We start from the raw sequence: 20122 nt of genomic DNA, 5'->3' as shown, positions 1-20122 counted from the left end.
AACCGAACGGTGGGGTCGAACGCCGGGATCCCGATCCGAAGAATGAATTCCAGGGCGCGGCCGGGAAGTTGGCGGGCGGCCCCGTGTCCGGGGCGACACGCCAGGCCCCGGTCGTCTGAGTGTCAAGGGGGGAATCTGCGATGGAAGTCCGGCACGACTCGGCGATGCCTGGCCTGTTCTACGACGAACTGATCAGCTCCTACCTCGATGACCGATTTGTCGGTCGGCCCTGGCTGGCCGACCAACTCGACGCGGCGATCGCCGATCCCGAGTGTCGCTTCGTGCTCCTGACCGCTGCTCCCGGTGCCGGCAAGACGGCCTTTCTGGCTTGGCTGGCCCATGGGTGTCCCGATCGGCCGCGTTACTTCATCCGCCGAGACAGCCAGAACCCCCTGAGCAGAGGCTACGCCTCGGACTTCCTCTTCGCCATCGGCCATCAACTGGCGAGCCTCCGGCCCGACCTGTTCCGCCCGGAGAAGCTGGAAGTCGTCGTGACCCAGCAGGCCCGGGAGATCCGGCCCGGTGGCAAGGTCGTCGGCATCACGGTGGACGACCTCCGGGTCTCCCCCTTCTATCAGACGTCCCTCCGCGTTGAGCAGGACGTGGCGCTCGTCGCGGGGGAGCTCCAGGGCCTATCAGTCAAGCGGATGGTGACTGAGGAGCGCCTTCTGGAGTTGTCCCACCTGCAGCACCTGGCTCTCCTGGATCCGGCCCGGGTCCTCGGGCGGGACGATCCGACCGCCCGGATTGTGATCCTGCTGGACGCCCTAGACGAGCTCCGATACATCATCGGCCGCGACACCATCCTGGATTGGTTGGCCTCCTGCCCGGAGTTGCCCCCAAACGTCCGATTCGTCCTGACGGCGAGGCCTGACGAGGCGCTGCTCGACGCCTTCCGCAAGCGTCAGGGTAGGTGGCTGCGAGAAGTGGAGATCGACCCCCGGGACGAAGCGGTCCAATCCGACCTCCAGCGCTACGCTATGCTCGTAGTTTCCCGGGCACCCGTGGGCCGGGTCCTTACCGAGCATGCCCTCGACCCGGAGGCGTTCGCGGCCCGCGTGGCCGAGAAGGCGGATGGCAACTTCCTCTACTTGACCGCCCTGTTCCGGGGGATCGAGCAGGCGATGGGGCCGGGCAAAGGGCAGCCCCTCGATCGCCTCCTCCAACTGAAAGACTTGCCGAGCGGGCTCAAGGGTTTGTACGCCTTCTTCCTGAGCCTGATCCGGGACCAAGTCGCCGGGGAACTCGTCGAATTGGCCCCCCCAGAAAACGCTCCCTTCGCAGACTCGGGCAATCTCCCGGCCTGGGAAGGGCTCTATCTCCCAATCCTGGGCATCTTGGCGGTCGCGCGCGAGCCGCTGGCCCTCCATCAAATCAGGGGGCTCGGCGGCATCCAGACCGATGACGATTACGTGCGGGGGGCGCTTGGCCGTCTCAGCCAATTCCTGAGCGAGGCGGGCGGGCGCTACCGGCTGTATCACGGCACGTTCTCCGAGTTCCTCACGTCCCCAACGACGCGGTCGGGTCACCCCGACAGCTACGCAAACCCGGCCAAATGGCATCGCCGGGTGGCGGCCTACTACCGGGGTCGGGCGGCGTCCTGGCACGACGTGGCCTGGGATCGGTGCGACGATTATGGGCTGCAACACATCCCGGCCCACCTCCTTAGCGCGGCCCTCTGGGATGAACTCGCCGCGGCCTTGGCGGACTGTGGATTTATCATGGCCAGGTGTCGGGCCGGTTGGGTCGAGGACCTGCTCGCGGATTACAACGCGTCCCTACAGACCCCGGCCCGCGATCGGAGCGCCGAGCTTCGCGGTTGGGGGGCTTTCCTCCACAGGAATGGCCACCTCCTCCGCAGGGGAGATGATCACTGGCGCCCGGACCAGATCCTGCTGCAGTTAGCTGCCGAGGCGCCGGAGGCGGGGGTGGTCACTCGGGCCGTGGAGGCATGGCTGGGCGAAGGGCGGTGTGACTGGACCTGGCTCCGAAGTACCAGGCAGGAGCAGCGGTCGGGTGCAAACCGCTGCACCCGGGTCTTCGAGGGGCATCGTAGCTCGATCCTCGGTGTTCAGGTCTTGTCCGACACCCGACTCGTTTCGTTCTCCCGGGATGAGACGCTGAACGTCTGGGACGCCCACTCTGGAAAGTGCCTGGCCCGGCTAGAAGGGCATACCGGGCCAGTTACGGGTTGCCTGCCCCTGTCAGACCGGCGCCTAGTCTCGTGGTCGGACGACGGGACGCTCCGCTTGTGGGGCCTACGGCGCGGAGAGGGTCTGGCCACACTGAGTGGTCATCAGAGCGCCGTGAGGGGAGCCCGGATCCTATCCGGTGCGCGGATCCTCTCATGGTCTGACGACGCAACGCTCCGCCTGTGGGACGGAGAGGGAGGGGCATGCCTCGCGCATTTCGATATGGGTGCCGGTACGATCGGTTGCGTCGAGGTTCTTGCCGATGATCGTGTACTGGCCGTGGACGGAGAGAAGGCGGTCGTCTGGGACATCCGCTCCGGGGAGCAGCGGCGAATCACCCCGGAGACGGGCATTAAGTTCGCCACGCTCCTCCCGGATCAGCGCATCTTGTACTCTGCAGATGAACGGATTGTCCTCCAACCCACGCTGACTCTGGACGGGGAGATCCGGCGAGTCTACTCATTCTTCAAAGAGCGCCATCTTGGAGGGACCGACGGAGGCCTGCTCCTACACGACGGGGCGCTGGTGTCCTGGGGGGACCTGGATTATGCCCTTCGCGTGTGGGTAACCCTCCCCATGCCCCCACCCGCCTGGATGGAGTGCGTCGCGCAGCTCGAGGGTCACACTCGCCCGGTGACCGGTGCCCTCCACCTCCCAGACGGTCGGCTGGTTTCTTGGTCGAAGGACCATACATTGAGGCTGTGGGACACCACCCACTCTGCCGGTCGGCTGAGAGTGATCAAGGGCCACGGCATCCCGGGCTTGGCGGATACAGAGTGGTCTTCCATACTCGAGCTGCTGAAAGAACAGGGGGTAGCGGAGACGGATCTTCCATCCACCCAAAGCAGTTGGGAGAGCATGACGAGTTCCGTGGAGGATACGGTTCCTCCCACGTGCCTGGGCACGTTCGAGGGGCACGTCGGCCCTGTCAACGGGGCGCTCCTCTTGAGTGATGGCCGGCTCGTCTCGTGGTCGGATGACAGGACCATGCGTGTGTGGGACATCTCCTCGCAACGCTGCCAAATGGTGTTGGAGGGGCACTTCGAAACGATAGATTCAGTGGCCCCTGTCTCGGAGCGCCAGCTCCTTTCCTGGTCGCGCTACGAGCCAACTTTTCGATTGTGGGACCTCGGCGTTGAAGCCCCCCCGGATGTGCCCAGCCGTGCCGCTGCCCGGATACAGGGGGTCCGGCTGCTCCCCGGCAACCGTATGGTCTCCTGGTCCGAGGACAACCGCTTGCGGGTCTGGGATTCCAATTCCGGGACTTGCATCCGCACCATGGACGGTCATCGGAGCCCGGTGAAAGAAGTCCTCCCGCTGCCCGGTGATCGACTGGTCTCCTGGTCCAGGGACCGGGTGCTCAAGCTGTGGGATCTCGACGCGGGTAAGTGCCAAGCCACGCTGGAGGGGCACAACCGGAGTGTCAACGGGGCACTGCCCCTACCCGATGGCCGCTTGGTTACCTGGTCCGATGACCAGACCCTTCGCGTCTGGGACACCGATTCCGGCGCGGGTCTGGCGACACTGGCCGGTCACACCGAGCGGGTCACGGGGGCACGAGACTTGCCCGGCGGACGCCTCTTGTCCTGGTCCTGGGACGGCAGCCTCTGCGTCTGGTCCATTCTGCCGGGGAACGCGTGTGACGATTCGTCCGGCCGGGGGCTCCTGCCGCCTGGATCAAAATCCGTCGAAGGCAGCCCCTACCGGAAGCTCGTCACTCTGCTCGGCCATCAACGACCCGTCGAAGCTGTGCTCCTCCTCCCCGGAGATCGATTGCTGTCCTGGTCCTGGGATGGGACGCTCCGCCTGTGGAGCATCACCTCGGGGTCCTGTTTATCCACGCTCCAGGGGCATGGCGGCTCCGTCGACGGGGCTCTCTACCTGGGCGAGGACCGGGTCGTATCGTGGTCGGACGATGGCGCGCTACGCGTATGGGACCTCCGTTCGGGAGTGTGCCTCACCACTCTAACCGGCCATACGAAGGCCGTCCGTGGTGTAATCCCACTCGGGGGACCATTGCTCGTGTCGTGGGCCGATGACGGTATGCTCCGCTTGTGGGATGTGGAATCCGGTGATGGCCTGGCCGCTGCCGCCGCGGCGCCGGATGGCTTCGATCAGGTGCTCGCTTTAGCAAACGGTATGATCCTCTCCTGGTCTGAGACCGGACATCGGCTCTCTTACTGGGCCGGAGATTCCGAGATCACCGGAGGACAGGCTAGGTCGTTCGCCATCTCGGGCCGGTGTAGCTTATCTTCGGAAAGGACCATCTTTTGGTCTTGGGCCCGCGAGTTGGGCCTGTGGGATCTCCGGTCTGGTCGGTTCCTCACATCGGGATACGATAACCTAGAGGCGACCGGCGCCTGGAAAAGGGACCCGATCCTGCAATCGGCGAAGCTGGGGAGTCGGCAGGAAGGCCATCGCTATCTCCTGCCGGATGGGAGGTCGCTGGGCTGGTCGGTGTTGGGAAAACCCGTCATCTTAGATCCGTACAGGGCATCTGCCCGCGCGTTGACGCTCGAAGGTGCCCCATGGCAACCGCCCGGAGTGGAGACTCTCTGCTCGGAACCCCCGGGTGATTCACCGAAGGAGGGGCCGATTATGGCCATCTCTCTCGGATCGAAAGTCCAAATTCTCTCCTCGACATTCGAGGGGACGATCGTGTGGCACGCTGATGAGGGAATCCAACAAATTCACCACTTCCTTCCAGATGGGACCCTGGTGGTGTCCCTGGCCGGGGGTGGGCTCCGCTTCCTCAAGCACTACGCGGGCGGACGCCGGGCCGGTTGGGATGACCTCGCGAGAGGGGCCTCGGGCGGTTGACCCCTGGATCGCTACGGCGTATTCTCAATCGCAATCGAATACGAACGAAGTTCCTCGGAAGGACATGTCCCGGATTGACACCTTGGGTCTTGAACGGGGGCTAGCAATGGTGCGATTGGAATTGCCCGGTTCGATCGTCTCACAAGTTGAGGAGCGTGGGGGGGCAACGGCGGTCCGCCGTCTCGTTGAGGCGGCTATGAATCGGGTACTCGACGGTACCCGAGAGGAGCGCATGGCGATGATGCAGGCCGCACTCCGCCTCGGAACATCCGATCCTCGTGAGCTCGCGTGCCATGTGCCCAGCGAGCTCGGGCAGCAGGTCACGGACTTCTGCAAGCAGAAAAGCCTCCGATTCGACGTGCTCCTGACAGGCGCCCTTGTGGCGGAACTGGACAAGGAGGCCCTTCTGGACCTCCCGACCCCGCCAAGCTGCCTCGGGGTCCCGCACCCTGCCCCTTCGGAATCTCCCGTCGCTTCGAGTGTTGATGATATAATCTGAGGTCACACTCTGTTCTCAAGAAACAAGCGATAAATTTTGCGGCGAAACTTGTTTGTTCGTCGCAAACCGTACAGCCTGAAACAGCGTCCATTCCGCCTGCGCGCGGCGGAGGGGAGAGATCGGTCGTCGCCCTGCCTGGCGGCCTATCCTAGGATGACCTGGTCCGCGATCGCTTCCGCGCGCTCAATCTCTACCAGCAACTGCTCCGCAAGTTCGACGCTGTCCGCGCCAGCGGCAAGTAGGAAGAGGGGGATGATCAGGACCAGCCATGCGTGCATCGGACAGTGGCTAGGGCTATAGCTCGCCTGTTCCGTGACGGCCTCGACCACGCGCGGCGTCACGGTACGTGCCAGGTCTGGACTGCTGGATCGGCAAACCCGGGCGATGGCTTCCAATTCAAAGCTGTCGGCGCCGGGCGACCTGAGACAGTCGGCGGCTTCCAGCAGCAGGGAGCTGGCGCGACGATTGTCCCCTAGAAGCAGCAGAATCCGGCTGGCCTCGGCCAAGTCCTCTCCGAGCAACACAGGACCGCGATGGGCGTGAGAGATGTCCAAGGCCTGGTCGATCAACCGGAGCGAGGTGGCGACGTCCCAGTCCAGGCAGTCCTCGGCGATGAGCAATAGGTCATCCGCCTGCAACCACTTGTATGGGGCACGCTGGGCGTCCTCGATGGCCTCGTCGCGCAAAGCTGCCGCTCTGGTGGGATCGCTCCCGGTAAGCAACCTGGCCACTGCGGCATAGGCCCACGCCTTATAGCCGGACTTGAATGATCCTGCGCGGGAAAGAACATCCTGAGGTGCGAACTCGGCTCCGCCTCGCGCGACCACTGCCAGCCCCTCTTCGCGGTCGCCGTGCATGACCTTGGCAATGGCAAGGAGTGATCGATTCAGGAGCGTCTTCCCGCGCTGGGAATCGACCGCTCCGATCTGTGCGAGGGCGGTCCCGATGAGCTTCCGCTCACCCCACAGCTCACCCAGGACCCACTCGTAGAGAGCCGACGCCAGCGTGAGGTCATAGGATGCAAGGAGGCCGCTGGCCCGGGAGAGTGTGTTGCATTTGAGGTCCATGTAGGCGATGTATTTGTCCTTCAGTTCGGCTTTCCAGCGTGCCAGGAAAGCAAGCGCCTGAGCTGGACTGGTGCATTCCTCGCCCGATAAGACCTCATTTTTCGGTGCAGTCAAGATGGCCGGTAAAAGGCGGCAAACCGTCTCGATCTCGCCAGCCTCCGCGGCGGCCACAAAGAGTTCCGCTAGGGCGTCTGCGCGGTCTCGAGAATTCGTTAAGTCAGCCTGCTTCCACAGATCGATGGCTTTCGCAAGGTCCGTCTTCGCGAGCCGCGCAATGATTGCTGCCCGCGCCGTGGACCGGCCCGGCCCCTTGTCCGCGAGCTCCAGCGCTCGCGCCAAACTCGATGTGGCAATTTCTCCGGTCAGGACGCCATGGGCGGACGCGATCCAGTCACCCTTCGTGGTTCGAGCCGAGCGGCGGACGGCGGCCTTGACCAGTTCCAGCGCGGCGGCCCGCTCGCCGGCCGCGACGCAGCGCTGCACGAGTTCGTTCAGCTTGGGATAACCGGGATCAGAGGAGAGCGCTGCCTGGATCTGCCGGCGGAATCCCGGATCGGCCTTGGTCGGGGCGCTCGCTGGTTCGTGGAGTTCCAGGCTGATCTGCTGCGGATGCGGATGCGCCGGCGTGAGGCGGCCGGACGACACGTCCTCAATCCGCTGGCGCGACGTGAAGAGGACCTTCGTCGCCTCGGCACTCCAGTGATCCGCCTCGGCCTTGCCCAAGCCGATGAAGTCGACACAGGACTCGGCCTCCTGGATCAGTTCGATCGCCCTGGAGGGATCGTCCGGAGCCACGTGTACCGAGGCGCTCGCGAGCCCCAGGACCCTGCAGAAGTAGTCAAGGTTCTGACGAGAGCGATCGATCGCTGCCTCGTGGTCCAGCCAGGCGAGCTCACCGGCCGTCTCCCCGAATTGCTCGGCACGCCATTCGTCCATGCCCATCTGTTCCAGAGCGCTAAGGGCCTCGTGATAGACCCGGCACGCTTCCCCGGCCTCGGTGTCAACAAGAGACTGCGCGACCCGGCGTAACGCAAGGTAACGACTCTGGGGATCCATCTCCTGGCGAGCCAGCTTCAGCGCCTGCTTGAGCAACTCCTCTGCCCGCTCTGGTGCCAGGGATCCCAGCTCCTTAGACAGGTCCCACAGGAGGAGGCTTTGCCAGGACAGGTCCGAACTCGAGTGGATCATCGCCAGGACTTTCTCAAGGAAGGCCTGATGGGAGGCGAGCGCGCCGTCCCGCCGGAGCCTGGCCTTGAAGACCAGGCTCAGCGACTCCGCCTGGCTCTCGGGGGCGTCGGCGTGCTCGGCCACCTCTTCGGCCTTCTCGGAGTCGATTGGAGCCAACGAGGCCACGATCGACCTCAGCGTCACGTTCCGGCTCCAGTCGGTCTGGATTATCTCGGCTAGGTCGACGGCCCGGTCGATGGCTCCCGCCAGCGCGTACAGCGGCGCCAGGCCTTGGGCGTCGACCGACCCGACCCGCACGCGCAGGCCCGCGAGCACGAGGGCCATCCGCAGCAAAGCTGCAAGGTCGCCCGCCCTCTCGGCGCACTTGAGCCCCAACATCAGGTCGACGCGGACCGCGCGATAGTCATGGAACCGATGCACCTTCGCGGCGAGGAAGGCTCCGGAGAGGATCTGGACAACCTGAGCCGTGAGGCCCGCGCCCAGCACGTGATGGGGCAAGTGTCGCAGGCCGTACGAGTCCATCTGCGGCCAGTCCACGAGATCCCAGGTGTCAGCTGTTCGATAACACCCCACCACCGCACGGTGGCAATCGACCGGGTCCAAAAAGAAGGGGTTGAGGACAGGCATACTGCCCAGGTCCAGGTATTCAAGGCTGAGAAAGTCACGGAGCGATTGGTGAAAGATCGCATATGCAAACTCATGATGCTTGGAGCTTGCCTCATTCCCGATGGCAGTCCGGGGGATAGCTTTGAAGAAGGAACCGAAAAGTTCGAGACTGGCCCAGACGGCCAACCCCGGGCGTGCGCTCAAGTGCTGGAGCTGCGTCCGGCCCAGGGGCTCGCGCGCGACCGAGAGGGGCCCGAAGACCGCGGCGTAGTCGGCGGACCAGGTTCCTCCTCCCCGGTGCACGCGCCGCTGCAGCCCGTCGTAATAGTACCCCTGGAGCCCTGTAGGAAGGTCGTCGAGCGCATCGAATGACAGCAGATCCGCCGCCAGGTCTTCCAACAGAAGTACTAGATAGAGGAAGTTGCCGACGGCCTTCTCGGCAAGCGTCTTGACCGCCTTGTCGACGCTCTGCACCCGCTTGCTCAATCCCGCATCGCGCTCGAATCGCTGACGCACGTAACGGGCAACCTCCTCACGACTGTGCCGATCTCCTTCGCCGGCGGAAAGGGAGAGTTCAGTACGGTCCCGCAAACCCGCAAGGATGCGCGACTCCGGCCGGCTACAAACGAGGAAGCGCAAAGACGGCGGTGCGCCCGCGACCGCGCTCAGTAGATCGAGGATGGACGTGTCACGCGCGGTCAGGCTCTCGTCGAGCCCGTCCACCAACACCATCAAGGAAGGCAGCGGCCCACTGTCGTCCAACGCCATGGATTTCAACGGCTCGAGCACCGCCGCGGCGAAGGCCTGCGTCGCCGAAAGGCCGGATAGATCCATGTTCTGGATCTTCATGCCGATCACGTTGGTGCCAACCTGGACGTTTTGCTGAACGGACAGGTTGATGGCGCGATCGCCCGAGCGGACCAGCGCAGCCGCAAACCGCGGCTCCGCCTGCGCCAGTTGCAGAGACAGCGACCGCGCGAAGCTGCGGGCGTCGGTCGAGAGGGCTTCTGTCCCGGAACAGGAGTGGACGGCGAGGAGGCAGCCCTCCTTCAGGCCACTCCCTTCCGGCGCCGGCAACAAACCTAGCGAGACCTGTACCAGCTGATGGGCGATCGCCGACTTGCCGCTGCCGGGCTCGCCGGTCAGCAGGAAGAACCGCGGACCCTGGGGTTTGGCGATCCAGCCGTCAATCGCCTGGAAGACCCATTCACGGCCCACGAATGTCTCATCCACGCCGGAGGACGCCGGGACGGCCGCACGCTCGATGGAAGTCATCTCGGACATGAGCCGGTATTTCCCAGATGAACGTCGACCTCGCCGTCCCAGCCCTTGCCCAGGCTTTCTGAACACTCATTGGACTCGGGCCGAATGCCCGTGTCCATGGAATCATTGGAGAAAACGGGGCGTTCGGCGGCCGGGTGCTTGGCCGAGCGCCCCGACCAACTCCGCATGGTTCGATCCTCGACATGTCCCTCTTACCTCGCGGCGGACCCTCCCCGTCTTCCTCGGCCGCACCTCGCGCCCACCCGCCCGCGGCGAACGCTCATCTCGGGCTCGGCACCGCTCGTGGCCGAGCGATCCGCCCCAGGATGGTCGCGAACAACGCCCCCGGGGCACCGCCACCTCCGCCAGGTGGAACATCACCGCCCGGGCGTGGTGCATCAGCTTCGCCCTAACTTTTGATCAGCTCCTCCCGAAGCGTGGTCAGGCTCCAGGTCTGGGCCGACCGCTGTAGCGCCAAATGCCTCAGGAAGTCGGCCGGAATGTAGGCCAGGGCAAACACTTGCAGTCGAGCCTGATTGACCTTGAACCGGCGACACGACAGCCGCCTCCACTTCACCGCATTCTTCCACTCTTTGATCCAGCGCTCGCCCGTGCCCCGGCCGTTGTGGAACTTGATCACCCGCTTCGGGCTTCGCGTCAGGTCGGTCACCACGAAGCCGACGCGAGAGAACAATTCGCCCGTGTGCCACTCGACTACGCACCCCGCCGGCAATCTACGCCTACGATCTTGACGCGGAATTAGGGGTAACTGGCCTATTCCACGAGCCGACGGTACGGCGAGGCACCGGGAATTCCTCGCCGTATCGGATCATCGTCCGGTGGTGACAGAGACTCGACGTTCGATCAGTACTGGCCTCCGCCTTCGGCGTCCGGGAGACTCGTGCGATGAAACGACATACTCCGTCACCCACCACGTTGGCCCTGTTCGCAGCAGTGGTGGCACTCTGTCCCTCGGTCCATCGCTGCTCCTGGGCCGAAGGGTCGGAGGTGCGGGCCACTCTCCGATGGCCGACCGGCGACACCGTCTGGGGCCTGGCGTTCACTGCGGACGGCATGACGCTCACCGCGGGGAGTGGAGGCTCCAAGGGGTCGGGGGAAGTCAAGCTCTGGGACATAGCTACTGGCAAGGAGCGGGCCACTTTCAAGGGCCATACATCCTACGTCAGTTCCGTGGCGATCGCGGCGGACGGGACGACCCTGGCCTCGGGCAGCTGGGACAGGACGGTCAAGCTCTGGGACGTCGCCACGGGCAGGGAGCGGGCCAAACTCGAGGGCCACGACGATGCCGTGCTGGCCGTGGCCTTGACGGCCGACGGCGGGATGCTGGCCTCGGAGAGTGCGGACCGGACGGTTCGATTGTGGGATGTGGCCACAGCCAAGGAGCGAGTGATCCTCAAGGGGCATACGAGGCAGGTCCTCTGCGTGGCGATCGCGGCGGACGGGAGGATCCTGGCCTCGGGCGGTCGGGACGGGGCCGTCAAGGTCTGGGGGACGGCTACCGGCAAGGTGCAGACCACCCTCGACGCTCATAAAGGGCCGGTCGGGGCCGTGGGCCTCACGCCGGATGGCAAAACGTTGGCCTCGGGTGGCTGGGATAACACGGTGAAACTCTGGGATGTCGCCACGGGCGGGGAGCGGGCCACCCTCAAGCTCGACCGAGGACGAGTCCGAGCCGTGGGGTTCACGGCGGACGGAAGGATGCTGACCTCCGGGACCGACGACGGGACGATCTAGGTGTGGGACATGTCATCCCCCAAGCAAACGGATAAGTAGCCGGGGATCTCACGGGAGCGAATTCCGACCTTGGGGCGTGATCGAGTCCGCGAAAAACTCTGCAGGCAGGACAGTTAGTCATGTTGCCCTATTCCAAGGTCGGAGCAACACAGGCAACACTTGACGCCCCCATGCCGGATCCATCAGGTCACCGCCGTGCGTTATCTGCCAGAAGAGCACGACGCCTATATTGCCCACCTCTCTTCTCCCGATCGTGAGAGTCGAGCAGGTAGTCTCATTTCCAGATTCGTGGGACAATCGAAAGTTTGGCAAATTTGCCAAACCCTTTCCCCTGGTCGGGCCTCATCCCTTCGCTCCGTCGCTCGTGGCCTTCTTTCGTGGTTCTCGCCCGCCCGGCCGAGTCCGCTTCGCCGGCCCGCCAGTTGACGCCGGTGCCGCCGAATCCGTGCCTTCCACGGACAATCAATATCACCTTCGGTTCACCGTCCTGGCCGGCTACTCGCGCGTCTTCTATCTCACTCCCGGCCACCCGGCCCGGCCATTCGGTGGTGCCGCTTCCTCGTCCCGTCACCGGGAACGGTTGCCGACTTCCTCATTCCTGTCGTGAGCGAAAGATCGGCCTGACCCCCCGGCGAGTCCGCCTCACCCGGTTTTGTAACCTCTCCGTCATGGTCGGAGCGACGCTGGATTGTACTCGAGCCACGGCTGATGGCGTTTGGGACCCCGGGTAAACTCACCAAGTGATGGACCCGCCAATAGCTAAAGGAAAAAGTGGGCTCCTGGTGGAGTCGTTGCGATTGAGACTTGCGTCGCGATCCCGCCCATGCTCCGACCCGTGAGGGTGCAAAGCACGGACGGGATCAGCGCCGATCAGCGCCTCCCGGCCGCTGGCCGGATGTCGCCGCCATAAATGCCACAGAGAAGCGTGACCGCCAGAGTTGCGATAAATATGACCCAGCTCTGCGCGATCAGGCCGAGGACGGTCGCCACGAAGAGGAGCCGTTGAAATACGAGACGTTCAACTTGGTGCGGGCGTTGCCCATGGGATCCTCCGAAGGTTTGACGCTGGGAACTCAGGTGACGGACAACAGGATGGGGACAGCGGTCCAGGATCCGGCCGGTCGCGACCCCGGTGCCGACGTCGAAGGTCAGCCCTCGTCGATCGGCTCGAAGGCCAGCGCCTCGCGTTCCAGCTCGGTTGGCTGGTCACTCAGGAGGTTGCCGACGACCGTCCACAACTGCTTGATCTGGGACGGCGAGGTCGCTAGCCAGATCCTGTCCAGGAGGGTCTCGCGCTCGAGCTCCCACATGGCGATCTCCCGGCCGATCGGGTCGTCGGCTTCGAGCCGCTTCTGATGGGCGTCCTGGCGCGTGCGAATGGCGTCGGCCGCTTCCTGGGGCAAGGGCAGCTCGCTCCCGTAGTGAACGGGATAGTTGTCCCGCACCTCATCGATCGGCATCCCCCGGAGTGCGGCCAGCATCGCACGCTGCGCGGCTTTCTTGCGCCGTTCCAGCGTCCATTCCTCGGCACGGACCGCCGCCAGCTCGGCGTAGAAACCCGCCAGGCCGAGGGACTGGAGCGCCTGGTCGTGCGCCTCCCGTTTCAGCCGCTGGAACAGCGCGGGGTGCTGGGCCTGGATCGCTTCGATCCGCTTGCCGATCCGGGCAGCGATGCGTTCTTTCCAGAACGCTTTCTCGGTGATCGTCGGTCCGGGCATGATGGCCCTCCTCTTGGTTGATGAGTGAGTCGGTCAGACTTCCGATGCAGACGACGGGTGGTACGCGATCAGACCGCGTCGGCGACCTTGAGCTGGTCGATGAACCGGCTGGCATCGGCCAGGGACAGGTCCTCGGGCCGGGCGACGCCGTACTCGTCGCGGAGCAGGCCTTCCAGGTCGGCGTGCTGCCTCCGGGCGATCGTGACGATGGCGCGCACCTGGTTGGCCGTCGCCGGCTTCGAGGGGCGGCCACCGGCGCCATTGGTCCGAGGCGAGGCTCCGTTCGACTTCGACGTGGGCCCGTTGGGATGAGCCTCGGTTCCGTTGCGGTGGCCCGTGCCGTTGACCGCCGGAGCGGGAGACGCCCGTGACGTCAGGGCCGGGGCCTGGAGCCGGGCCAGCTCGTCGTTGACCGCCTGGTGGGCGGTGATGAACGCCCCGCGGATCTGCTCGTGCAGGCCATCGAGGTCGTTGTGGATCAACATCGGGGGATCTGCTCGTGCAGGCCATCGAGGTCGTTGTGGATCAACATCGGGTCGACCTCCAGCTCCAGATTGCAGCTCGCTCCGACGCTGGAGTATTCCGGCAAGCCGAGCTTCTTCGAGACTCCGACATTGAGTCGCAGAGGCATGAGGATCTCCTGGTTCGTGGTTCGTGATGGTTCATGGGTCAGGACACCGATCGATTGCTCGCCTAACAGGCGACGTCCTGGAGCTTGAGCACCCGGAGCGACGCCAGGGTCGAATTCACGAGCCGCTCGTGGCGACGATGCCGACGCAGGGCGACGACCAGCCGGCCGGCCCGCGCCCGGGCGTCCGTGAGCGTCTGGTGCAACGCCGCGGCCTCCTGGATCAGGGCTGCCAGTCCGGCGGCAGGTGCTTGACTCCCGGTCGCGGCGATGCCGCGGGTTGGCTCGTGAATCCTCGTGGTTGCTCCGGTCTTACTCATGGTGATCTTCGCTTCAGGTTGGACGTCCTCGCTGACGGACGTCGGGTTGATGATGGGGGTGGATTCGATCCGGATGGCGTCGTCGCCCGGAGCCAGCGCCGCTTCGTCGCTGACGGACGTCCGATTGACGATGGGAGGCAGAGGCGGTTCCGTTTCGTCGCTGACGGACGTCGGGATGATCGCGGGAGTAGATTCGATCCGGATGGCGTCGTCGCTCGGCGCGATCGCCGAATCCTTCGCCAGTGGCTGCCAGCAGAAGACGAGATCGTGGTCGCGACAGACGAGTGGCGACCCGGCGTCGATGATCGCGATCTCGGAGAAACCGAGCTGCAACGCCCGGTTCAGGAGCTCCCGGTTCGTGTTGAGCCGGACCGGGGCGCCGGTGTAGCCGGAACGAGCCAGCACCAACTCGGTCGCCTGCGCCTGATCCGCTCCCTGGGCCCGGATCGCCACCTTGCCGTTCAGTTCCAGCGTGACCGGTGATTCCGCGTCGGCGGCGCCGGGCAACCGGTCGAGCGCCCGGCCCAGGAAGCGGGCATCCTCGATATCGAGTCGCAAGCAAGTGGCAGTCGCCGTGGGATCGGGGATGACGTGGCCGAGTTCCGGGTATCGCCCCTCGGTCTGGATCTCCAGGAACAGCGTCCAGGGGCCGTCCCTGAGCACAACGTGCGTGTCGGTCCGGCTGACCGGGACCGACTGGTCGTGGGGCAGTCCCGGGCAGGAGAAGAGCAGCGAATCGCGAACCAGGAGATTCTCGGTCCAGGGGAAACGGAAGCCACCGCAGATCAGGAGCTGGTGGCCATCGGTGGCGGCGACCTCGCCGGGGCCGCCACGGAGCTGGATGCAGTTCAGGGCGTATCGGGTGGCATCCTCCGATGTTGTGTCGGACGCCTCGGACAGGGCCGTGAGGATCCCGGCCGGAAGCGTTGCCCAGTCGGCGGGCGGTACGGGGAACGGTTTCAGGGTGTCGACTGCCGGGACGGCGTACTCCCGCGTCTGCGGGACGCCATGGTCTGTCCAGCGGACGACGATCCGGTCGGCGGCCAGAGCCTCGAGAACCACGGCCGAGTCGTCGCGGCCCTCGAACTCGGCGAGGGCGTCGAGGGGCAGCGCGAGCGTCTCCTCCGAGGCGGATGCCAGGGACAGAGTCGACTCGATGGCGAGCGCGGTGTAGCGATATTGCGCCCGCAGTTGCGTCCCCTCGGCGCGAAGTACCAGGGGCGGAATCGAGCCGCGGTGGGTGATTCCCAGGACATGGCGGCGAAAGACTCCGCGCAGGCGACGGGCCTGGCGGCGAGTGATCGTGATCATGAGCGTAATCCCTCTCGGTTGATGCCTGGCTTAGATAATGTTGTCAATGGATCAAGACGCGAGCCGCCGTCGGACACGGTGTCCGATCTCGCACATCGGAACTCGTATCCGGGATGACCCGATTGGTTGATTCGAAGACCGCCGTGTCGTTCAGTCACGGCCTCGGGTCGTCGAGATGATCTCGGTGAACGTGATCGCGAAGTAGAGGTCGCAGGGCACGCATTCGGCCAGCGGGACCGAACCGTCACGAGTCGGACCGGGATACGAGACGGCGCGGCGACACGACGGGCAGATGACCGCCAGGACGAGGTCTTCGGGTTCCAGGTCGTCGCGATCGGTCGCGACGAGGCTGAAGCCGAGATCCTGGACGGGATCGAGAGTCTCGCCGGTGGCCTCGGCCACGGCGCTCTCCAGCTGACGCTGGGTCATGGGACGTTCCTTCCAGCGGAAGGCGAGTCGCGCCCGCGCAGCCCCTCGGGCCCCGCGGGTCGCAACGCGCGGGGTTTGTGGGTTGGCAGACGAGTGACGACGAATCACGGCGATGAGGACGAGCGAGGTAAGCGCCCGAGAACGGGTTCAGGAACCGGGCCAGAGCCAGGTTTCCTCGATCCAGGCCTGCTCCGCCTCGAGGGCCTCACCTCGTCGCTCGAACGGGCCGAGCACCGGTCCGTGCACGGGACGCAGGTCGGCGTGCCAGCGACCTTCGGAGTCGGGTTCGACATGGCTCGCGCGGCGGATCTCGGGCCGTCCCAGGGTCATCAGATCGATGACCTCGGTGTAGAGACAGCGAACTTCGCCCGCCGTCGTGACGACGAGCTGCATCACGACGCCTCCCGCGGCGCGGCGCGGCGGACGATCCGTCGCCGCGGTCGGTCTACCAGCAGGTCGTCCAGCGCCGACTGGACCCGCGTCAGATCCGAGGTGACCCGCTGACGGAGCGAGCCACTGTCCCTGAGCGCTTGCGGGCCGACGCCACGTACGATCTGCTGGGCCTCGGCCACCAGCGCGTCGAGTTGCTCGTTGGAGCGGACGTTGAGTTGCTGGAACCGCTGGAAAAACTCTGTCAGATTGCTGATCGCCGAGTCGCGAAACACCTTGGTCGTGCCGTCGTCGTTGCTGCCGCTGAGCCGTTCGCTCAGGTGGGCCACGAGCCGGCCGAACTCGGTCAGGAACGCCTCCTCGGCCAGCCTTACCGCCTCCTCGAACCGGGACGAGACGCGGGCCTGCTCCTGCTCGTAGAGCTGCGGGGAGAGGGCCCCGAGGTAAGCGGGAGGCTCGACGCTCGGGAAGTCGTAGGCGACCTCGAAGAGGCCCTCCAGGGTTGAGGGGTAGTCGTCGTTGTTGTAGAGCGAGCCGAGCCGCTGCCGGGCCGCCTGCTTGAGTTCGTCGAAGTGGCGGTCCAGCTCGGCGACGGCGTCGGTCAGCTCGACCCGGAGGTCGTCGATCTGGCGGGCAAAGGGCTCGAGCTGGTCCTGCTTGATCAGCCGCACGCCCGGCTCGGGGAACGGCAGGCTCTGCGCCTTCCAGACCTGGTCGATCTTGCCCCGGATCGCGGTGACGGCGCGGAACGCGGGATGCTTGGTGTCGATCAACTTCTTGGTTGCCGAGAGGAACGCGCCCTCGGCGTCGAAGCTCTCGGCGGCCTGCGCCTTCTGCTGGGGCGTGAGCGACTTCTGGACGCCGAACCAGACGAACGAGACGCGAACGGCCGCCATCGTGGTCCGGAGCCGGGTGTTGGCCGTGGTGAGAGATTGGGTCTCGGCCCGGTCGAGCAAGCTCGCAGTACTCATCATCATGGTCTCCAGTGAGTGAATAAGTGAACGCGGGGAAACGCGAAGGGGCCGGCAAGGGAGATCGCTCTCCCCCACCGGCCCCTTACGTGGTGATCGTGTTCTTGAGAAGTGGATCAGTTGACCGACGGATCGCTCCGGTTGACCTTGCGGCCCGACTTGCCCGCGACGTCGCCGCCGCGGGTGAACAGGCCCGGGCGATCGGCGCAGAGGCAGCGGCCCGACGCCCACTGCCGCAACCGCTCGATCGACTCGCCCGCCGTGACAGCGACCGGGACGATGTTCGTCGCTGCCTCGATCAGCGGGACGTCGAGCAGGGCCGCCAGCCGGCAACACGCCTTGATCTCGGCGCCCGTCCACGAGTCGTCTCGCGGCATCCGCTGGGTGGGGTCGAGCTCGAAGGTTTGCATGTAAATCTCCCAGATCGCTTTCTTCTCGTGGGGACCGGGGAGGTCGACGAAAAAGATCCCGTCCAAGCGTTCGGCCCTGGTGAACTCGGGGGGAAGCTTGGAGATGTCGTTGGCCGTGAAGATGAAGAACGACTCGCCCGGATGATCGGACATGTGGCCCAACAGACTCCCGAACTGGCCGGCGGAGACGCCGCCGTCGGACTGGCCGCTGGACTGGACCCCCGAGGCCATCTTCTCGATCTCGTCGAAGAAGGCGATGTTCCGCGCCGTGGCTGAGAGCTGACGCAGGGCCTGACGCGTCCTTCGTTCACTCTCGCCGACGAGGCTTCCCTTCAGGTGCCCGAGGTCGACGAGGATCGTGGGGAACCCCACCTCGTTGCCCAGCCTCTTGGCGAATTCCGACTTGCCCGTTCCGGGAACCCCCAGGATGAGTATTCCCCGCGGCTCGGCCTTGCGCGATCGACTCCGCAGCGCCCGCAGGCAGAACGACTTCATGTGCTCCAGGCCGCCCAGGCCGTGGAACGTCTCGGTCCCACGGTGCATCTCCAGGAGGCCGGACTTCTTGAGGCCCTGCACCTTCATGTCCCAGATCACGTCGGGAACGACCCGGCCGTGCCGGACCAGGGCCAGGCTGAGCGCATTCTCCGCCTCCATCCGGGTCATACCGGCGGCGGCCGTGAGGGTTCGTTCTAGCTGCTCTCCCTCGGGCAGCTCGCCCGGCTCGGTGGCGATGCCGCGGGCGATCCGGAGCAACTGGTCGCGGTCGGGGAGCTCGTGCTCGACGACGACGAGTTGCCGCTCCAGCTCGATTGGGATCTGGACGACCGGGGCGAGGATGACGACGAACGTCCGGTTCTGCTTGCCGGCGTTGATCTGCGAGTCGAGGGCCTGGACCACCTCGACCGAATTCAGGAACCGATGGAAATTCCTGAGCACGAGGATCGCCGTTCCGTCGGCCGTGGCCAGGGTGCCTAGGGCGCGGATCGCCGCCAGGGGGTCGGTCGCCGGGACGGCGGTGGTTGTCTCGTTCTGGCCGGCCAGGGCCAGTCCACGGTCGATGTCCCAGGTCGCCAGGCTCCAGACTTCCTGGCGACAGAGGCGAGCGATTTCGACGATCGCGTCGTCGTGCTCGAACGACTGGACGTAGATGCCGCTGAACGCGGCGCGTACCAGTTCCTGCAAACGCTCGCTGAGCGTCATGAGAGTCTCCTGGGTGGATGGGGGAATCGGGTGATCGCGAGATGAACGACAGGCGGGCGATCAGTTCGGGTTGGTAGCGTCGGGATCAAGCAGGGGTTCAATCTGGGGCCGGGAGCTCAAGAGCAAGAACGTCAACCAGTCATCGGGATAGCCCGACTCCAGTTCGATCAGGAAGCGGACCTGACGCTCCTCCCAGCCCTCCGAGGTCAGCCGACGCTGGGTAGCCTGGAGCAAAGTCAGTGAAACGAGATCGGGCGAGGCATCGGGACCGACGATATGGCGCACGATCACACGGGCCACCGCGCGGAACCCCCGATTCAAGGGATCGGCCCGCTCGGGCTGTCGCTGGCCGGGGTAGGCGTCGATCTCAACGCCCAGTTCGTTGCGGATGGCCGTGGCGATGAGTTCGATCAGCGCCAGGGTCGGGGGCGGGATGGCGGCATCGGGCATCGTCGGACTCCCTGAGGATGGGGACGAGCCGTTCGCGGTCGAGACGAGCGAATTGACACACGATTCGCCTACTGAGCCTGAGGAAGTGTCTGCTCCGCCGGCTGGCCCTGGTAGAACTCGGCGGTCTTGTGGTCGGTGGCGGTGACGCCGAGGGCCTGCTCCAGGAACTTGCTGGCCTGGAGACAGTCACCGCCGGTGTAGCCCTTGGTCTGCACGGTCGTCACGCCGCGTGGCGAGATCGTGACCTCGATGATCCGGGACATGCGAGATTTCTCCTGGGCGAGGATCGTGAGTCAGTTCGATTGAGTGGGGCGGACTTGAGTTGCGGTAGAGGAATTTGCCATCGGGGGAGTCAGCGAGCCTCGATGATCTGGAGCCTGATGCTACCGTCGTTGAGGGACTGCTCGCTGACCGAGTAGCCCTGCTTTCTCGCCACCAGCTTGGCCTTTTCCACAGCGTAGATTTGCAAGAAGCGATCGAGCTGTTTCGGGTCGCCCCACGAACCTTCAAAGTTGTCGTAGGCGAGCTGACCGGTGGCGATATCCACGACGACGGGGTAGACCCAGTCGGGCAGCCGGACGAGCAGGCCCGCGACATCGCCGCTGAAAAGCGTGGCGGTGCCATGGACCGGCTCGGGCAAGTTCAGCCGCTGGCATGCGGTGAGCACGGCGACGGGATCCTGGACTCTCGTGGCGATCGTGACGATGTGACTCATGGACGATTCTCCTTTCAAAAGTCTAAACCGGGGACGCTGGGATCGTGGAAGACCCGAATTGGTTCTTCCGGCATTCGACGACAAAATCATTGCGCCTGGCGAACCACTCCAATGGCTATTCGTATCAACTTATTGTGACACGTTTTTGCTCGATCTTTAGGCAACGGGGTCGTGTGTCGGAGTAGGCCGA

16 protein-coding genes are annotated in these 20122 nt (G+C 65.1%); 3 read left to right on the top strand and 13 right to left on the bottom strand.

Annotation, left to right across the window (positions count from 1 at the left end):
• Nucleotides 1–140 precede the first annotated feature (140 nt).
• Together V5E97_RS11475 and V5E97_RS11470 are read left to right on the top strand one after the other, a co-directional pair.
• A complete protein-coding gene (locus V5E97_RS11475) occupies nt 141–5012 on the top strand; it encodes a hypothetical protein (protein ID WP_406699459.1) in 4872 nt (1623 codons plus the stop codon).
• A 106-nt stretch (nt 5013–5118) separates the two neighbouring features.
• The gene (locus V5E97_RS11470) at nt 5119–5511 is read left to right on the top strand and encodes a hypothetical protein (protein WP_406699458.1); all 393 of its coding nucleotides are present in this window, start codon (nt 5119–5121) and stop codon (nt 5509–5511) included.
• A gap of 143 nt (nt 5512–5654) precedes the next feature.
• Here the strand turns inward: V5E97_RS11470 and V5E97_RS11465 are convergent, their stop codons facing one another.
• Nucleotides 5655–9656, bottom strand: a complete 4002-nt coding sequence (locus tag V5E97_RS11465) for a P-loop domain-containing protein (RefSeq protein ID WP_406699457.1) — start codon at nt 9654–9656, stop codon at nt 5655–5657.
• Between the two features lie 388 nt (nt 9657–10044).
• On the bottom strand, nt 10045–10329 hold the full coding sequence (locus tag V5E97_RS11460; protein ID WP_406699456.1) for a transposase: 285 nt from the start codon (nt 10327–10329) through the stop codon (nt 10045–10047).
• Nucleotides 10330–10541: 212 nt separating this feature from the next.
• Here V5E97_RS11460 and V5E97_RS11455 point away from each other — a divergent pair, with 212 nt between their 5' ends.
• Nucleotides 10542–11390 (top strand): WD40 repeat domain-containing protein, encoded by an 849-nt coding sequence (locus V5E97_RS11455; RefSeq protein WP_406699455.1) that lies wholly within the window; start codon nt 10542–10544, stop codon nt 11388–11390.
• Between the two features lie 1148 nt (nt 11391–12538).
• Here the strand turns inward: V5E97_RS11455 and V5E97_RS11450 are convergent.
• From V5E97_RS11450 to V5E97_RS11400, 11 genes are all read right to left on the bottom strand, one after another.
• Complete coding sequence (locus tag V5E97_RS11450; protein ID WP_406699454.1) at nt 12539–13108, bottom strand: hypothetical protein; 570 nt, start codon at nt 13106–13108, stop codon at nt 12539–12541.
• A gap of 68 nt (nt 13109–13176) precedes the next feature.
• Entirely contained in the window at nt 13177–13593 is a 417-nt protein-coding gene (locus V5E97_RS11445; RefSeq protein ID WP_406699453.1) for a hypothetical protein, read from the bottom strand.
• Nucleotides 13587–13739, bottom strand: coding sequence for a hypothetical protein (locus V5E97_RS11440; protein ID WP_406699452.1), 153 nt, complete (start codon nt 13737–13739; stop codon nt 13587–13589). Before V5E97_RS11440 ends, V5E97_RS11445 begins: the two co-directional genes overlap by 7 nt.
• Before the next feature lie 62 nt (nt 13740–13801).
• Entirely contained in the window at nt 13802–15367 is a 1566-nt protein-coding gene (locus V5E97_RS11435) for a hypothetical protein (protein ID WP_406699451.1), read from the bottom strand.
• Nucleotides 15368–15517: 150 nt separating this feature from the next.
• Nucleotides 15518–15796, bottom strand: a complete 279-nt coding sequence (locus V5E97_RS11430) for a hypothetical protein (protein WP_406699450.1) — start codon at nt 15794–15796, stop codon at nt 15518–15520.
• Nucleotides 15797–15943: 147 nt separating this feature from the next.
• Nucleotides 15944–16189 (bottom strand): hypothetical protein, encoded by a 246-nt coding sequence (locus V5E97_RS11425; RefSeq protein WP_406699449.1) that lies wholly within the window; start codon nt 16187–16189, stop codon nt 15944–15946.
• On the bottom strand, nt 16189–17157 hold the full coding sequence (locus V5E97_RS11420) for a hypothetical protein (protein ID WP_406701147.1): 969 nt from the start codon (nt 17155–17157) through the stop codon (nt 16189–16191). Before V5E97_RS11420 ends, V5E97_RS11425 begins: the two co-directional genes overlap by 1 nt.
• A gap of 116 nt (nt 17158–17273) precedes the next feature.
• A complete protein-coding gene (locus V5E97_RS11415; RefSeq protein ID WP_406699448.1) occupies nt 17274–18767 on the bottom strand; it encodes an AAA family ATPase in 1494 nt (497 codons plus the stop codon).
• A 60-nt stretch (nt 18768–18827) separates the two neighbouring features.
• Nucleotides 18828–19217: a hypothetical protein gene (locus V5E97_RS11410; protein WP_406699447.1), complete on the bottom strand. Its 390-nt coding sequence runs from the start codon at nt 19215–19217 to the stop codon at nt 18828–18830.
• Between the two features lie 68 nt (nt 19218–19285).
• Complete coding sequence (locus tag V5E97_RS11405; RefSeq protein WP_406699446.1) at nt 19286–19480, bottom strand: DUF2997 domain-containing protein; 195 nt, start codon at nt 19478–19480, stop codon at nt 19286–19288.
• Nucleotides 19481–19569: 89 nt separating this feature from the next.
• Nucleotides 19570–19932, bottom strand: a complete 363-nt coding sequence (locus tag V5E97_RS11400) for a DUF1257 domain-containing protein (protein WP_406699445.1) — start codon at nt 19930–19932, stop codon at nt 19570–19572.
• Nucleotides 19933–20122: the final 190 nt, after the last annotated feature.

Source organism: Singulisphaera photorubra (genome assembly GCF_045290345.1).
Taxonomy (GTDB): domain Bacteria; phylum Planctomycetota; class Planctomycetia; order Isosphaerales; family Isosphaeraceae; genus Singulisphaera.
The sequence above is the reverse complement of the archived record's forward strand: the minus strand, read 5'-3'. Positions and strand labels throughout refer to the sequence as shown.

What these genes read in the sequence shown, in the direction of transcription:
- V5E97_RS11475 (WP_406699459.1), top strand. Translation starts at nt 141, where the DNA reads ATGGAAGTCCGGCACGACTCGGCGATGCCTGGCCTGTTCTACGACGAA.
- V5E97_RS11470 (WP_406699458.1), top strand. Translation starts at nt 5,119, where the DNA reads ATGGTGCGATTGGAATTGCCCGGTTCGATCGTCTCACAAGTTGAGGAG.
- V5E97_RS11465 (WP_406699457.1), bottom strand. Translation starts at nt 9,656, where the DNA reads ATGTCCGAGATGACTTCCATCGAGCGTGCGGCCGTCCCGGCGTCCTCC.
- V5E97_RS11455 (WP_406699455.1), top strand. Translation starts at nt 10,542, where the DNA reads ATGAAACGACATACTCCGTCACCCACCACGTTGGCCCTGTTCGCAGCA.
- V5E97_RS11450 (WP_406699454.1), bottom strand. Translation starts at nt 13,108, where the DNA reads ATGCCCGGACCGACGATCACCGAGAAAGCGTTCTGGAAAGAACGCATC.
- V5E97_RS11445 (WP_406699453.1), bottom strand. Translation starts at nt 13,593, where the DNA reads ATGTTGATCCACAACGACCTCGATGGCCTGCACGAGCAGATCCGCGGG.
- V5E97_RS11440 (WP_406699452.1), bottom strand. Translation starts at nt 13,739, where the DNA reads ATGCCTCTGCGACTCAATGTCGGAGTCTCGAAGAAGCTCGGCTTGCCG.
- V5E97_RS11435 (WP_406699451.1), bottom strand. Translation starts at nt 15,367, where the DNA reads ATGATCACGATCACTCGCCGCCAGGCCCGTCGCCTGCGCGGAGTCTTT.
- V5E97_RS11430 (WP_406699450.1), bottom strand. Translation starts at nt 15,796, where the DNA reads ATGACCCAGCGTCAGCTGGAGAGCGCCGTGGCCGAGGCCACCGGCGAG.
- V5E97_RS11425 (WP_406699449.1), bottom strand. Translation starts at nt 16,189, where the DNA reads ATGCAGCTCGTCGTCACGACGGCGGGCGAAGTTCGCTGTCTCTACACC.
- V5E97_RS11420 (WP_406701147.1), bottom strand. Translation starts at nt 17,157, where the DNA reads ATGAGTACTGCGAGCTTGCTCGACCGGGCCGAGACCCAATCTCTCACC.
- V5E97_RS11415 (WP_406699448.1), bottom strand. Translation starts at nt 18,767, where the DNA reads ATGACGCTCAGCGAGCGTTTGCAGGAACTGGTACGCGCCGCGTTCAGC.
- V5E97_RS11410 (WP_406699447.1), bottom strand. Translation starts at nt 19,217, where the DNA reads ATGCCCGATGCCGCCATCCCGCCCCCGACCCTGGCGCTGATCGAACTC.
- V5E97_RS11405 (WP_406699446.1), bottom strand. Translation starts at nt 19,480, where the DNA reads ATGTCCCGGATCATCGAGGTCACGATCTCGCCACGCGGCGTGACGACC.
- V5E97_RS11400 (WP_406699445.1), bottom strand. Translation starts at nt 19,932, where the DNA reads ATGAGTCACATCGTCACGATCGCCACGAGAGTCCAGGATCCCGTCGCC.